The sequence below is a fragment of the Allorhizobium paknamense genome (assembly GCF_030815125.1).
GTDB classification, from domain to species: domain Bacteria; phylum Pseudomonadota; class Alphaproteobacteria; order Rhizobiales; family Rhizobiaceae; genus Allorhizobium; species Allorhizobium paknamense.
The window spans coordinates 1-15,396 of the sequence record NZ_JAUSWH010000014.1 but is presented as its reverse complement, the minus strand read 5'-3'; the positions used below and the strand labels follow the sequence as shown (position 1 = coordinate 15,396).

Here is a 15,396-nt window from a genome sequence, read left to right as displayed (position 1 = left end):
CATGCCGAAAAAGACCCGTGTGCTGATCATCGACGATTCCGCCAGTGTCCGGCAGACGCTGACCAGCGTGCTGGAATCCGATCCAGCCATTGAGGTCATGGGAACGGCCTCAGACCCCTTTGTCGCCGCGCGCAAGATCGCCGAGGAAATCCCCGATGTGATCACGCTCGACGTGGAAATGCCGCGCATGGATGGCATTACCTTCCTGCGCAAGCTGATGGCGCAGCGGCCCATTCCCGTCGTGATGTGCTCTTCCCTGACCGATGCCGGCAGTGAAACGCTGATGCAGGCCATGGAGGCCGGGGCCGTGGATGTTCTCTTGAAGCCGCGCATCGGCGTGGCTGAACATCTGGCGGAACAGGCCGCCCATATCTGCGATGTGGTGAAGAGCGCGGCCCATGCCCGGCTGGAAAAGCGCCGTCTGCTGCGCAAGCCCGCCGATACGCCCGAGCAGAAACTGACCGCCGATGCCGTGCTGCCGCCACCCTCCGGCCGGGCGATGGCCCGCACCACGGAAATGGTCATCTGTATCGGCGCATCGACCGGCGGCACCGAGGCCTTGCGGGAGGTGCTGGAAAAACTGCCCGCCAATGCGCCGGGCATCGTCATCGTCCAGCACATGCCGGAGAAGTTCACGGCAGCCTTTGCCCGGCGGCTCAATGGTCTTTGCGCCATGGATATCAAGGAGGCGGAGGATGGCGATCCGGTCCTGCGCGGTCACGTGCTGATTGCCCCTGGCAACCGGCACATGCTGCTGGAGCGGCGCGGCGCACGCTATCAGGTCTCTGTGCGCGAGGGGCCGCTGGTCTCCCGCCATCGCCCCTCGGTGGATGTGCTGTTCCGCTCGGCGGCCAGCGCCGCAGGGGCCAATGCCATGGGCATCATCATGACCGGCATGGGCGATGACGGCGCGCGTGGATTGAAGGAGATGCAGGCCGCCGGAGCGCAGACCGTGGCCCAGGATGAGGCGAGCTCCATCGTCTTTGGCATGCCCAAGGAGGCGATTGCCCATGGCGGTGTTGGCAAGGTGCTGCCGCTATCGCTGCTGGCTTCGGAGATTCTGGCGGAGGACCAGCGGCGATGAAATGTGAATCTGAAAGGAGAGGATTTCGCTTTTGGGTTGCGTCACCATAAGCTTCGATCCAGTCCGGGCAGGCACATATAAGCGATTTCGAGGAAATCCGGTGCGGATGCCGACCCCTGCGCAGCATTTTGCGGGGCAATGGTATCCGAGCCAGCTGTTCAGGCTGAAAGAGGTCAAGCCCATGCCCATCATCACCTTTGCCAATACCAAGGGCGGCGCGGGAAAAACCACGGCGGTGCTGTTGCTGGCCACGGAGCTTGGCCGCCGCGGCTTTCGCGTGGCGGTGATCGATACCGATCCGCAGCGCTGGATTTCCCGCTGGTTCGAAGAGGCACCGGCCTGCGGGCGGCTGACGGTGGCGACCTATGTGTCGGTGGCGGCCCTGCAGCGCACGATCACCGCCTATCAGGGCGAGGTGGATCATGTGATCGTCGATCTGCCGGGCGCGCAATCGCCGCTTCTCGCCACCGCGCTTGGGCTTTCCGATCATGTGATCATTCCCATTCAGGGCAGCAGCATGGATGCCCAGGGCGGGGCGCAGGTCATCGAACTGCTGCAATATCTGGATCGCAAGGCCGGAATTTCCATCCCGTTTTCGGTCCTGCTTTCGCGCGTCAACTCCATGGTGACGACGCGCGGCCTGCAGGCGGTGAAGAGCCTGCTGGCGGCACGCTCGGTGCATGTGCTGGATACGCCGATCATCGAACGGGCCGCCTTTCGCGACATGTTCGAATATCGCCGCGCCCTGCATATGCTGGAGCCGCAGAAGGTTAGCAATCTTGCCAAGGCGCTGGCCAATGCCGAAGCCTATGCGGACGAAGTTCTGGCCCTGATGCCGCAGGCCCGCAGCACCGCAGCGGCCTGACGCCTATTTTGGGACTTCGTGGCTGGGTCTGGTGTTCGTTGATGGGAATTCGTGTGAATTTGAAACGGATTTACCTGCTATTCTTCTTTGTGTCCTAAAGTTTGTCCGGGAAAAGTGGGAGCCGGTTTTCCCGAAAAGACAAACGAAAACGAGGAATTCCGAAGTCTGTCCGGTTCATTAGGAACCGGACAGACTTCGGAATTGAGCGAAAGAGCCATGAAAGGTCACGCCGTGTATTCCCAGCCCAAGCCAATTTCCTCGTCCTTCCGGGGGGCAAACGATCTCCAGACCGTGCTGGCGGCCACCCATTCGCGGCTGGAAAAATCCTTTCTGGACGGCGGCAATGCGCTGATCTCCGTGACCGAGATCATCAACGGCCTGGTGGAGAGCCTGAATAGCCTCGCCGGTATCCTGGACGGCAAGACCACGGAGACCACCGTTACGGGCCTGCGGCGCACCGTGGCGGATCTCGCCCGGCTGCCCGATCTGGCCGAGGCCCGGCAGGTTTCCTTCAACCGCATTACCGATCTGTGCCATTCCACCCAGGATCACGTGGTGGAGATGCGCGAGATCATCCGCTATCTCGGCACCTTTGCCATCACCGTGAAGATCACGGGGGCCGGGATCGCTGAATTTGCCGGTTTTGCCGAGGAAATCCAGGAGCGTATTCAGTCGGGCGCCACCGAGATCGACCGTTTTGCCGAGCATTTGTCCGGCATGCGCGGCCAGCTCGATACCGCCCGCAGCTTTTCGGAAGGCATTTTGACGGAATTTCGCGAGACGGTGCCGAAGATTGCGGCGAGCCTTGAAAAAAGCTCCGCCGAGCTTGCAAACCAGCATCGCAGCATGGGGGCGATTGCCCGCGACGTCAAAGCCATCGCGCTCGGCATCCAGAGCAAGGTCGGCACCGTGCTCTCCGCCTTGCAGATCGGCGACATCACCCGCCAGCGCATCGAGCATGTGCAGACGAGCTTCGACTATCTGGAGGAACAGCTTGCCCGGCTTCCCGCCGGGGAGGCGGAGGCGGCGGGCCACTTCCGGCAGGCGATCCTCGATCTTGCCCATGCGCAATTGCAGGACATGCTCACCGATTTCCGGCAGAAATGCGCAGCGATCTTCGAAACCATTTCCAGCTTCACCGCCGATGCCGCGCAAATCCTGACGCTGAGGGACGAGTTGAACCGCTCTGGCGGCGGCGAGGGGGAAAGCCTGCTGCACCGGATGCAGGCGGATATCCGCCAGGCCTGCGATCTTTCGCAACGGGTGCAGGAACGCGGCCAGCAATCCGACGGTCTTGTCGGCTCCGTCACGCAGACGGCGCAGGAGCTTCTGGCCGGGATCGAAACGATCCGTGCGATCAAGACGGATATTCATTACATGGCGCTCAACTCCAACCTGCGCTGCTCGCGGCTGGGGGATCAGGGGCGCTCGGTCAATGTCGTCAGCGGCGAGTTGCGCACCTTCGCCGCCAAGCTTGAAACGCCGGCGGACGCCATTGTCGAGGATATGCGCCGGGTGGAAGACGTCACCCTGACGCTGGTTGCGGATCAGAATGGCGATATCGACCATATCAACGAGCCGCTGCAGGCGGCGCTGACCGCGCTGGAGGCGGTGTCTGGCCAGATGGATCAGGGGCTCAAGGTCTTTTTCGAAGAGGGCCAGCAGGTCTTTACCCGCATCAATGCCGCTGTCTCCACACTGGATTTCAAGGATCAACTGGCCGCAATGCTGGACAATTGCGTCGCGCAACTGGAACCGCATTTGAGCCGGGGCCACCACCTGAACCTGTCGCATCCGCTGATGGCGGAGCTGAGTGCAAGGATTTTTGCGATCTACACCATGGCGCAGGAACGCACGATCCATCAGAACCTGCTGCCCATGGACAGGGCCGTTGAAACCACGAGCGCGCCTGCAAGCAATGCCGGTGATGATGACGACCTGATCGCCGCCGCGTTGTTTTGAGCGGGTGAGGGACCGCTGATCGAGGACGTCCCTCATGGTTAAAAGAACATTAACCCCCCTGCTGATATTCTTCTGATTCGGAAGCCCGCCCGATCTTGTGAACCGTGCGGGCACCATGTCCGGCAACGGTTTCGAACAGGATTGGCAGGCGAAACGGATGAGCAGAAGCACGCTGGCAGCAATGGAACGACGGTCGCCGCGCAGCATCGTGTTCGGCTTCCTGTATCGGCAGTTTCTGTCGCTGATCGGTTTCGGCATCTTTCTCGGGCTGATGGCGGCGGTGGCGGCACTGGCCACCTGGAATGTCGCCGATCCGAGCTTCTCCTATGCCACGGCGCGCGCACCCACCAATATTCTGGGGCACCCCGGTGCTGCCTTTGCCGATCTTGCCATGCAATTTCTCGGCCTCTCCGCCGTCCTGTCGCTGCTGCCGGTGCTGGCATGGTCGCTGGCGCTGATTTCCGGACGCCGCGTGCGCCGCCTGTCGCGCCGCCTGATGGCCTGGGGCGCCAGCGCCGTGGCTGGTGCCGCCGTTTTCGGCTGTTTTCCGCCGCCAGCCACCTGGCCACTACCCAACGGCATTGGCGGGGTCATCGGCGATATGATCCTGCGCTTTCCGGCGCTGTTCGTCGGCGCCTATCCCACAGGCACCTTCGCCATGGTGCTGGGTGCGGTCTTTGCCGTGCCGATGCTGTGGCTGATGCTGTTTGCCTCGGCGATCATCGGGCGGGAAGACGATTTCGAGGATGATATCCCGGAACTGCCGGTCAAGGCTTCCCGCTCCAAGGCTGTGGCCATCGAGGAGGAAGAAGAGGACGATGAGCGCGCCGGGCCGATTGCGCTTCTGGTGGGCGGGCTCACCCATGCCTGGTTTACCTCGCAGGCCCGTCTGCGCCGTCTTGCCGGCCTGCCGCCGCAGCGGCGCGAAAGGGCCGATTTCGACCAGCCCTACGACTTCAACGATCAGGAAGAGTTTGCCGCGCCCGTGGCGGAGAGAAGTGGCCGCAGCCGCGCCGAGCCTTCCTTCGAGCAGCCGAGCCGCCGCCGCATTGGCGCGCCCCCGGTCTCGCTCGATGACGAAGACGATCTGCCCATGCCGGATCTTAAGGCACGGGGCCGCTCCCATGACGATATTCTCTTCGATGACGAGGAGGACGAACCCGCGCCTGTGCCCGCCCGCCGCCGCGTGGCGCCGCCGCCACCGGAGCGCTCGCGTCCGGCTCAGGGTTTTTCGCCCAACAATGGCCGGGGCTATCAGCTTCCGTCCATCGAACTTCTGGCCCAGCCGCGCGCCGTTGCCAAGGATGCCAGCCTTTCCGCCGACCAGCTGGAGCACAATGCCCGGATGCTGGAAGGCGTGCTGGAGGATTTTGGCGTCAAGGGCGACATTATCGAAGTGCGCCCCGGCCCGGTCGTAACCCTTTACGAGCTGGAGCCTGCCCCGGGGATCAAGTCGTCCCGTGTCATCGGGCTTGCCGACGATATTGCCCGCTCGATGAGCGCCATTGCCGCGCGCGTCGCCGTGGTGCCGGGCCGCAATGCCATCGGCATCGAACTGCCGAACCGAACCCGCGAGACGGTTTTCCTGCGTGAACTGATCGGCAATCGCGAATTCGAGGGCTCCAAGGCCAAGCTTGCCATGGCGCTGGGCAAGACGATTGGCGGCGAGCCGGTGATTGCCGATCTGGCCAAGATGCCGCATCTTCTGGTCGCGGGCACCACCGGTTCAGGTAAATCCGTTGCCGTCAACACCATGATCCTGTCGCTGATTTACCGGCTGCCGCCGGAAAAATGCCGCCTGATCATGATCGATCCGAAAATGCTGGAACTCTCCATCTATGACGGCATACCGCATCTGCTGTCGCCTGTCGTGACCGATCCGAAAAAGGCCGTGGTGGCGCTGAAATGGACCGTGCGCGAGATGGAAGAGCGCTACAAGAAAATGTCCAAGATCGGTGTGCGCAACATCGACGGCTTCAACAGCCGCGTCGAACAGGCCATTGAAAAGGGCGAGGTGCTGACCCGCACGGTGCAGACCGGCTTCGACCGCCAGACGGGCGAAGCGATGTATGAAACCGAAACCTTCGATCTCAAGCCCATGCCCTATATCGTCGTGATCATTGACGAAATGGCCGACCTGATGATGGTGGCGGGCAAGGATATCGAAGGCGCGGTGCAGCGTCTGGCGCAAATGGCGCGCGCGGCAGGCATCCACGTCATCATGGCCACGCAGCGCCCTTCGGTGGACGTGATCACCGGCACGATCAAGGCGAATTTCCCGACCCGCATCTCCTTCCAGGTGACATCGAAAATCGACAGCCGCACCATTCTAGGCGAGCAGGGGGCCGAACAATTGCTGGGCATGGGTGACATGCTCTACATGGCGGGCGGCGGGCGCATTCAGCGCGTACACGGGCCTTTCGTCTCGGACAACGAGGTGGAAGACATCGTTGCCTATCTCAAGACGCAGGGCGCGCCTGACTATCTCGAGGCCATCACCATCGATGAGGATGACGAGGATGGCGATGGCCCTGCCGGAACCGGCAATCTCTCCGATTCGGACGACCCTTATGATCAGGCAGTCGCCATCGTGCTGCGCGATGGCAAGGCATCCACGTCCTATATCCAGCGCCGTCTCGGCATCGGCTATAACAGGGCGGCCTCGCTGATCGAGCGCATGGAGCAGGAAGGCGTCATTGGCCCCGCCAACCATGCCGGCAAGCGGGAAATCCTGGTGCCGACGGAATCCGATATCATCGAACGGTAAGGGAACCTTTCCGTCCATTGCACCGGAACGCACGGCTGGCATGCCGCGTTGTTCCGTCGAGTGAGCCTCTCCATGAAAGGCCGGTGCGGATTTCACAATCATGTGTCTGTCATCATCACGCCGTCTTGGTGATGAAGGAAGGACAAAAGGAGACGAGAATGATGAAAAAGACTGCTGCCCCAAGGCGGCCTTTTGTCGAAATCAACCGGCGGATGTTTCTTGGGCTGACCGGTCTTGGTGTTGCCGGTTTGGGTGTGACAGGCCTTGGAGCAGGCATAATTGCCACCCCTGCCTTTGCGCAGGCCGAAGCCAGCACCGCGCAGAAGATTGCCGATCACTTCGCCAGCGTAAAGACGATGATGGGTGAATTCGTGCAGTTCGGTCCGCGCGGCGAACAGACGGCAGGCAAATTCTACATCGAGCGGCCCGGCAAGCTGCGCTTCAATTATGAGCAGCCCTCGCCGATGCGGGTGATTTCCGATGGCCGCAATGTCGTGATCGGCAATCTCAAGCTGAAGACCTGGGATATCTATCCGCTGTCGAAAACCCCGCTCAGCCTGCTGTTGTCGGATCGCATCGATCTGACTCACCAGATGGTGCGGCAGGTGAAGGAAGAGCAGGATCTCACCACCATCGTGCTGGGCGACAAGTCGATCTTCGGCGACCAGACCATTACCCTGATGTTCGACCCCAAGACCTTCGAACTGCGCCAATGGACGGTAACGGACGCCCAGGGCAAGGATACCTCGGTGATGATCTTCAACGTCCAGCAGGGCGTCAACTTCGATGAAAAGGTCTTTGAAGTGCCCTATGACGATGTGAACCGGCGCGGGCAATAATACGAAGAGTGATTGAAGATGGCAGTTCGGATTCCATTTTCGAATATCTCAAGCACCTGATGCAACCGGGATATTCGAAATCTTTCAAGGCGAGGAGGCTGACGCATCTTCGAGCCTTGCTATAAGCAGCCGGGACCGCAGAAAAATGGGCAGGAAAGCCTGTTTCCCTCTTTGCATAATTCCGGTTTCGGACAAGATACGGTAAATCCTCAAACCTGCCGGGTTCCCGCCGAAACCGGCAGGTTTTCGTTTGCAACTGTCCCCTCATCAGCCGGCGGCATGTTGTAACCTCTCTTCGAGCGCTTTTCGATCTGATTGAATCAGATCGGCGCTCTAACGTTTTATTTTGGAAGCATAATTTTATCGATCCTCGTTTTACTCCGGTCGAATTATGCTGTAATCCCCCGGCAGGCACGCCTGCCGCAAAGGATGTCTTGAATGGTTCTTTCCCTGACGACCTGGAATATCAATTCCGTGCGCCTGCGCATGCCGATTGTCGAGCGCTTCGTGGGCACCTATCGCCCGGACATTCTCTGCCTTCAGGAAATCAAGTGCCAGAATCACGAGTTTCCATTGGAAGCCATGCAGGCGCTGGGCTATCCGCACATCATCCTGCATGGGCAGAAGGGCTATCACGGTGTGGCGATTGCTTCGAAAATTCCGCTGACGGAAGATCATCGCCGGGATTTCTGCGGCGTTGGCGACAGCCGCCATATCTCGGCGATCTTCGAGCGCGGCGGACGCCGCATCCGGCTGCATAATTTCTACGTACCCGCCGGTGGCGACGAGCCAGATCGCACGATCAATCCGAAATTCGGCCACAAGCTGGATTTTGTCGAGGAAATGAAGGCACTTTCCGCCGCCGCCGAGCCGGACACCTCGGCCATTCTGGTCGGTGACCTCAATATCGCGCCGCTGGAAAACGATGTCTGGTCGCACAAGCAGCTTCTGAAGATCGTCTCCCACACGCCGGTCGAAACCGAGGGCCTGACCGAAGTGATCCGCCGGGGCGGCTGGGTAGACCTGATGCGGGAACTGGTCGATCCATCGCAAAAACTCTATACGTGGTGGAGCTATCGCGCCAAGGATTGGGACGCCGCCGACCGGGGCCGCAGGCTGGACCATATCTGGTCTTCGCCGGACCTGCGCCCTGTTCTCCAGCGCATCGATATCCTGCGCGAGGCCCGTGGCTGGGACAAGCCCTCCGACCATGTGCCGGTGACGGCCTATTTTGATCTGTAAGAAACCTTGGCTGCTGACGGATGTCAGCGAAAGCGGTCTTCCAGGGCCTTGGCTCCGCTCGCCAGCGCCAGAAGGTTCTGGCGAATCCGCTCCTGCATGACGCGGGCAAGCTGGGGATATTCCTCCAGCAGGCGGTGAAAGAGCGGGCGGGGAATGCGGATAACCTCCGCCTCTTCCAGCGCAATGGCAGTATATTTGCGCTCCACCATGGTGGCGAGCGCCAGTTCCGAGAGCATGGTGCCAGGTTCTGCCACGGCGGCCACGTGTGGCTTGCCGTCGCGGCCCTGGGTGGAGAGTTCAAAGCGGCCGCGCACCACCACATAGGCGCATTCCGCGGGTGAGCGCTCGCGAAACAGCAAATGGCCGGTGGCAATAGGCCGATGTTCCGCGCCGAAGGCGATCAGCCGCAACTGGTCCGGTTCCAGCCCCTGAAACAGGGGCAGGCTGGACAGCAATTGCATGTCGTCACTGAGCGCCACGGCGAAAACCTCATGGAACGATCTTGTAGCCGCCGTTTTCCGTGACCAGGATTTCGGCGTTGGATGGATCCCGTTCTATCTTCTGGCGCAGGCGATAGACATGGGTTTCCAGCGTATGGGTGGTCACGCCGGAATTATATCCCCAGACTTCTTCGAGAAGCACGTCCCGCGTCACCACCTTTTGCCCGGCGCGGTAGAGATAGCGGATGATCGCCGCTTCCTTTTCCGTCAGGCGGATCTTCTTGCCGTCTTCGGTGGTCAGAAGCTTCTGGCTCGGCTTGAACACATAAGGGCCGACCGTGAAGGTGGCATCCTCGCTCTGTTCGTGCTGGCGCAGTTGCGCCCGGATGCGGGCAAGAAGCACGGCGAAGCGGAAAGGCTTGGTCACGTAATCATTGGCACCGGCTTCCAGGCCAAGAATAGTGTCTGAATCGGTATCGTGACCGGTGAGCATGATGATGGGGGCCTTGAAGCCGCCCTTGCGCAGCAGTTTCACCGCCTCGCGCCCATCCATGTCCGGCAGGCCCACATCCATGATCATCAGGTCGATCTGGTTGGCGCGCGCAGCCTGAACGCCTTTAGTGGCGTTGGATTCCTGTTGGATGGAGAATTCTTCATACAGCGAAAGCTGCTCCACCAGCGTCTCGCGCAGATCGTCATCGTCGTCGACCAGAAGGATCGTCCGGGCTGCCATGTTTCAATCGTCTCCATTATCAATGGCAAGGCAATTACGCCCTGTTGTCGTGCACATTGTGTTACGTAATGGCCCTTCAAGACAAGAGAAGTCACGGAGAAAGCAAAAAGTCGTGAAAACGTCAAAAAAGCGATCCTTGAACACACTCGTTGTGCGCCCAAAGCCGGGGCATCCGCAACAGGGCATTCTGCAGGCCGGTCCCTTGCGGCTCAGCGCAGCGCTCGGCCGCTCCGGTATCGTCACCCGGAAACGGGAGGGCGATGGCGGCACGCCGCGGGGGCAAATGCGGCTGCTTTCAGGCTTTCATCGCGGCAAAACCGTTGCAACATCGCTGCCGATGCGCCGGATTACCGCAAATCTTCTCTGGTGCGATGCCCCTGCGCATCCGGCCTATAACCGCCTCGTACGGTTGCCGCTGGCGGTCAGCCATGAACGCCTGCTGCGGCAGGACGATCTCTATGATTTTTGTCTGGTGATGGATTGGAACGTGAACCGCCGCCAGCGCGGGTGCGGTTCGGCCATCTTTTTCCATCAGGCGCGGCCCGGATATAGGCCGACAGAGGGCTGCGTGGCGGTTGCGCCTCGCGATATGCGGCGTCTCTTGCCCCATCTTTCCCGTCGCACCGTCATGAAGGTGATGGGGCTCTGAACGTGAATATTCTTCACTTTTTCAATTGGGATCACCCGGCTCGGTCGTAATTTTTTGCTCAGTCCTTTCACCGCACAGCTTTTGACCTACATAGGAATATACCTGGCCTCTCGCGCCGGGCCTTCCGTTTCGCCGGGCGTCTCGCCCGTGCATCTTCTGGCGCTTGGCCTATCCGTTTTCAAAAACCGGAGATTTCCCGTGACAAACCAACCTTTCATCACGTTTCACGATGGCAACAGTATTCCCCAGGTGGGGCTTGGTGTCTGGCAGACGCCGAATGATGGCGCGGCACCTGCCGTGAGTGCTGCCCTTGCCGCAGGTTACCGCCATGTCGATACGGCGGCCGTCTATGAAAATGAGGAGGGCGTGGGCGAAGGTATCCGTTCCTCGGGTGTGGCCCGCAAGGATATTTTCCTCACCACCAAGCTCTGGAATAACGATCAGGGCTTCGATTCCACCCTCAAGGCCTTCGATGCCAGCCTGAAGCGCCTTGGCACCGATTATGTCGATCTCTACCTGATCCATTGGCCCTCGCCGCATCGCGGCCTGTTCGTCGATACCTGGAAGGCGTTCGTGCGGCTGAAGGAGGAGGGCCGGGCGCGCTCCATCGGCGTCTCCAACTTCTATCCCGACCATCTGACGAAGATCATCGGTGAAACCGGCGTTGTGCCGGTGATCAATCAGATCGAACTGCATCCGGATTTCCAGCAGAAGGAGCACCGCGCCTTCCACGAAAAGCACCAGATCGTCACCCAATCCTGGAGCCCGCTCGGCCAGGGCAAGATCCTCGACAATTCGGTGATCGGCGGCATCGCCAAGCGCTACGGCAAGACCCCGGCGCAAGTCATCATCCGCTGGCATATCGATAACGGTCTGGTGGTCATTCCGAAGTCCGTGACCCCGTCGCGCATCGAGGAGAATTTCAAGGTCTTCGATTTCGCCTTGTCAGCCGAGGATATGGCCGAGATCGCCAAGCTGGACAGCGCGTCTGCGCGCATTGGCCCCGATCCCATGACGGCAAGTTTCTAGAGCTTTTGTTTTTACGCATTTCCGGACGGAAAACCGGTTCCCACTTTTTCTGGAAATGCTCTTATTTCACGTGAATCATTCGATCTAAAAAAGGGCGGCTCACCGAGCCGCCCTTTGTTGTTTCCGCTTCGCAGCACTTATTTCCAGTCACGAATATCCACGAAATGGCCGGCAATGGCGGCAGCGGCGGCCATGGCAGGGGAAACGAGGTGTGTGCGGCCCTTATAGCCTTGACGGCCTTCGAAATTGCGGTTCGAGGTCGAGGCGCAGCGCTCGCCGGGCTTCAGGCGGTCGTCATTCATGGCCAGGCACATGGAGCAGCCCGGTTCACGCCATTCAAAACCGGCATCCTTGAAGATCTTGTCCAGACCTTCGGCTTCCGCCTGTTCCTTGACGAGGCCGGAGCCCGGAACCACCATGGCAGAGACTGTGGCAGCCACCTTGCGGTCCTTGATCACGGCAGCGGCAGCGCGCAGGTCTTCGATGCGGCCATTGGTGCAGGAGCCGATGAACACGCGGTCGATGGCGATGTCGGTGATCTTCGTTCCAGGCGTCAGGCCCATATAATCCAGCGCACGCCACTTGGAGGCACGCTTGGTTTCGTCATCGATCTCGTCCGGGTTTGGCACCACGCCCTGAACCGAGATGACGTCTTCCGGAGAAGAGCCCCAGGAGACGATGGGCGGCAGGTTGGCGGCATCCAGCACCACGGTGCGGTCGAAATGCGCGCCTTCGTCGGAAAACAGCGTCTGCCAGTAGGAGACGGCGCGATCCCACGCCTCGCCCTTCGGCGCGCGCGGCTTGTTCTTGATGTATTCGAAGGTCTTTTCGTCGGGGGCAATCAGACCCGCGCGGGCGCCGCCCTCGATGGTCATGTTGCAGACCGTCATGCGGCCTTCCATGGAGAGCGACCGAATGGCCTCGCCTGCGAATTCGATGACATGGCCGGTGCCGCCAGCGGTGCCGATCTCGCCGATGATGGCAAGAATGATATCCTTGGCGGTCACGCCCTCCGGCAGTTTGCCATCGACACGCACCAGCATGTTCTTGGCCTTCTTCTGGATCAGCGTCTGGGTGGCGAGAACATGTTCCACTTCCGAGGTGCCGATGCCATGCGCCAGCGCGCCGAAGGCGCCGTGGGTGGAGGTGTGGCTGTCACCGCAGACGATGGTCATGCCCGGCAGGGTAAAGCCCTGCTCGGGGCCGACGATATGCACGATGCCCTGGCGCTTGTCCTTTTCGGAGTAATATTCCACGCCGAAATCGGCGGCGTTCTTGGCCAGCGCTTCGACCTGGATGCGGCTTTCCTCGTTCTTGATGCCCTGATGGCGGTCCGGCGAGGTCGGCACGTTGTGGTCCACCACGGCCAGCGTCCGCTCCGGCGCGCGCAGCTTGCGCCCCGTCATGCGCAGACCTTCAAAGGCCTGCGGGCTCGTCACTTCATGCACGAGGTGACGGTCGATGTAGAGAAGACAGGTGCCGTCATCCTGACGGTCGACCAGATGGTCGTCGAAAATCTTGTCGTAAAGGGTGCGAGGTGCGCTCATGGCTCTCAGTCCGTCGATTTGAAAGAAGGTCAATGGATCATCCCAAACAGGGAAAGCCTGAACGGACTTTTCGGCTGAATTGGGGATGCAGGCAGAATGGCTTACTCCCGTCAGGCCGGGAGATAATCGCTCAGTGCGCCGCAAACACGCGCAAAAAAGCGCGCCGGAAGACGCTTATGGTCTTGCAGCACATAGATACCGGGCGTGAGACATCCGAATTTCGATCCCATAACGGCGTCCCTTAGCAGTTTTCCCGCTCAACGACAATTGCCGGAATGGTGATTTCGAGAGCCGTGATGGACCTTCGGTTCAGGCGGTCTGGCGCCCCGCCATTTCCAGCAGCATCGGCGAGAGCGCGCGCACGAAGGCTTCCCCGCCAAAGGCGGATGGGCCGCTCAACTGCTCCCTGATCTTGTGCTGCATGGCAGCCCGTACCTCGGCCGATCCGGCAAGGGTGACCAGCCTTTGCAGATAGTCCTCCCGGGTTTCTGCGACCAGCTCATCCAGACCTGCTGCCTGGAGAAGGCTGGCGGTCATGCGTCCCGCGAAGGTGCGGCCCTTGAGCGCGACAAGAGGTGTCGCGCTGGAAAGCGCGGCGATGCTTTGATCCAGACTGTTGAAAGGAAAGCTATCCAGCGCCAGATCGGCTGCCGAAAGCCAGGCGGCCTGCTCCCCGGGCTTCGGCATGTCGCTGATATGCAGACGTTCTACGGGAAGACCCTGTTCCGTGAACCAGCGGGTGAAATTCTGTCTTGCGAGCTCATGGGCGATGCCAATCCAAAGCATGCTGTCCGGGACGGCGTGAAGCAGGTCTGCCCAGAGATCGGCCGTGCGTGGTCCAATGCGTTCCGGCGGCAGCAAGGCGGCAAGTACGGTGCGGTCCTGCGGCAAGCCGAGGTTTTGACGGAGGGTAATATGCCTTGCAAGCGGCGGCAGCGGCGCAAAGCAGCCGGGCAGCCGCAGAGCAGGCGCGCCATAGTTTTTTTCAGTATCAGGCGCGATCACCCGCTCGTCCGCTAGCAGGCCATCGCAGATCAGGCCGTGACGAGGGCCCGGATAGAAGGCAAGGCCGAGATGAAAACGCGCCAGCCGCCGCGAAAGCAGCCTTGGCCTTGCCGAGGCCGGACCTGCCGGGTCAAGGAGAATGTCGAAATCGGCGGCGGCGATCACCGCCTGCGCATCTTTCTCCTCCAGCCCTGCGATGGAGATATGGCGGCTTGCTTCCGGCAAGAGACTGTCGCCATCATCGATCATCCAAAAATCGAAAAGCGCAGGGTCGAGATGGTTTAGAAGGCTTTCCAGCAGAAGGCGGCTGCCGTCCCTCTCAGCCTCTTTGCCACCCAGCCATGCCATTTTCACGGGACCGGTGGAAGCGGCAGCCGGTCTGCCGCTGCTGTCCTCTGTGCCAGCCATTCCGGCACGGCTCACCGCTTCGTTCAGGGTGGGGTCATCGCACCAGGCCAGATGGTGTTCCGGTCGGTCCAGGGTCATCCAGTCCGTCTCGCGCCGATGAAGCCGGTCGAGCATGGCCTGATCCATGATGCGCTGCTCATCGATGGCGAGGCTTGTTCGCAGAGCCTCGCGATAATCTCTCTGGACCGATGGCGTCATCATGCCCCGCCGGAGGTCCAGTCGCCCTGCCTGGAGACGCTGCAATTGCCTTTGGGCATGCAACTTCTTCTCCAACTGATCGGCGAAAGCCTTCAACTGCGGTGCTTGCTCCGGCAGGTTTTGCGCGGCTTGACGATAGCAGGTGATCGCTTTCTCGGTTCTGCCGGTTTTGGTCGCGCATTGTGCAAGAACGAGCAAGGCCTGCGCACCGAGGTGCTCGCCTAAGGTCAATTGCTGTTCAAGCATCTGATAGGCTGTTTCGAAATCTCCTGCCTGATAGCTGGAGATGGCCGCTGCCAAACCGTTCGTCATGCCATTGCCTCTGAAATGCGCTTCTTGTTCTTTGTCTTCTCCCTAAATCACCGGGATTGCCTCGGGCTTTTGCCAAATGCAGTGGGTTAGCGAAAGCGTGGCGCAAAGCTGCGCTTTTATCACTAGGTATTTCCAGGAAAAGTGGAAACCGGTTTTCCGTCCGGAAATACGTAAAAACAAAGAGTTAGAGTGCTTCTGTGTTTCCATGAAACACAGAAGCACTCTAGGGTCAAAACTCAATCAGGATGGGTGTTCTGTTGAACGGGATGGGATTGAATGGCCGCGAACAAGCGCAAGGCAAGGCCCTGAGGCCTTG

At 60.4% G+C, this 15,396-nt stretch carries 12 protein-coding genes; 8 read left to right on the top strand and 4 right to left on the bottom strand.

Going from position 1 to position 15,396, the window contains the following annotated elements; genetic code table 11:
• The first annotated feature begins 1 nt into the window (after position 1).
• The 6 genes from QO005_RS18300 to QO005_RS18275 all read left to right on the top strand — a co-directional run bounded on the left by QO005_RS18300 (position 2) and on the right by QO005_RS18275 (position 8,759).
• Positions 2-1,084: a protein-glutamate methylesterase/protein-glutamine glutaminase gene (locus QO005_RS18300; protein ID WP_307159512.1), complete on the top strand. Its 1,083-nt coding sequence runs from the start codon at positions 2-4 to the stop codon at positions 1,082-1,084.
• Between the two features lie 181 nt (positions 1,085-1,265).
• Positions 1,266-1,949, top strand: coding sequence for a ParA family protein (locus QO005_RS18295; protein WP_307159604.1), 684 nt, complete (start codon positions 1,266-1,268; stop codon positions 1,947-1,949).
• 216 nt (positions 1,950-2,165) lie between these two features.
• Entirely contained in the window at positions 2,166-3,911 is a 1,746-nt protein-coding gene (locus QO005_RS18290; protein WP_307159511.1) for a methyl-accepting chemotaxis protein, read from the top strand.
• A 157-nt stretch (positions 3,912-4,068) separates the two neighbouring features.
• Complete coding sequence (locus QO005_RS18285; protein ID WP_307159510.1) at positions 4,069-6,678, top strand: FtsK/SpoIIIE family DNA translocase; 2,610 nt, start codon at positions 4,069-4,071, stop codon at positions 6,676-6,678.
• 161 nt (positions 6,679-6,839) lie between these two features.
• Complete coding sequence (locus QO005_RS18280) at positions 6,840-7,517, top strand: outer membrane lipoprotein carrier protein LolA (RefSeq protein WP_370878109.1); 678 nt, start codon at positions 6,840-6,842, stop codon at positions 7,515-7,517.
• A 438-nt stretch (positions 7,518-7,955) separates the two neighbouring features.
• Entirely contained in the window at positions 7,956-8,759 is an 804-nt protein-coding gene (locus QO005_RS18275) for an exodeoxyribonuclease III (protein WP_307159508.1), read from the top strand.
• A gap of 23 nt (positions 8,760-8,782) precedes the next feature.
• On the opposite strand, the gene QO005_RS18270 is transcribed toward QO005_RS18275, so the two are convergent.
• The gene (locus QO005_RS18270) at positions 8,783-9,238 is read right to left on the bottom strand and encodes a cyclic nucleotide-binding domain-containing protein (protein WP_307159506.1); all 456 of its coding nucleotides are present in this window, start codon (positions 9,236-9,238) and stop codon (positions 8,783-8,785) included.
• Positions 9,239-9,248: 10 nt separating this feature from the next.
• The gene (locus tag QO005_RS18265) at positions 9,249-9,932 is read right to left on the bottom strand and encodes a response regulator transcription factor (RefSeq protein ID WP_307159505.1); all 684 of its coding nucleotides are present in this window, start codon (positions 9,930-9,932) and stop codon (positions 9,249-9,251) included.
• A gap of 136 nt (positions 9,933-10,068) precedes the next feature.
• Between QO005_RS18265 and QO005_RS18260 the strand changes: the two genes are divergently transcribed.
• Both QO005_RS18260 and QO005_RS18255 read left to right on the top strand, forming a co-directional pair.
• Positions 10,069-10,581: a L,D-transpeptidase family protein gene (locus QO005_RS18260; RefSeq protein ID WP_307159504.1), complete on the top strand. Its 513-nt coding sequence runs from the start codon at positions 10,069-10,071 to the stop codon at positions 10,579-10,581.
• Positions 10,582-10,779: 198 nt separating this feature from the next.
• The gene (locus QO005_RS18255; protein ID WP_307159503.1) at positions 10,780-11,610 is read left to right on the top strand and encodes an aldo/keto reductase; all 831 of its coding nucleotides are present in this window, start codon (positions 10,780-10,782) and stop codon (positions 11,608-11,610) included.
• 137 nt (positions 11,611-11,747) lie between these two features.
• Here QO005_RS18255 and leuC read toward each other — a convergent pair whose 3' ends face one another.
• Positions 11,748-13,157 carry a 3-isopropylmalate dehydratase large subunit gene (gene leuC, locus QO005_RS18250; protein WP_307159502.1) on the bottom strand — a complete coding sequence of 470 codons (1,410 nt, stop codon included), beginning with the start codon at positions 13,155-13,157 and terminating at the stop codon, positions 11,748-11,750.
• A gap of 309 nt (positions 13,158-13,466) precedes the next feature.
• Positions 13,467-15,080, bottom strand: coding sequence for an O-linked N-acetylglucosamine transferase family protein (locus QO005_RS18245; RefSeq protein WP_307159501.1), 1,614 nt, complete (start codon positions 15,078-15,080; stop codon positions 13,467-13,469).
• Between the last annotated feature and the right edge of the window lie 316 nt (positions 15,081-15,396).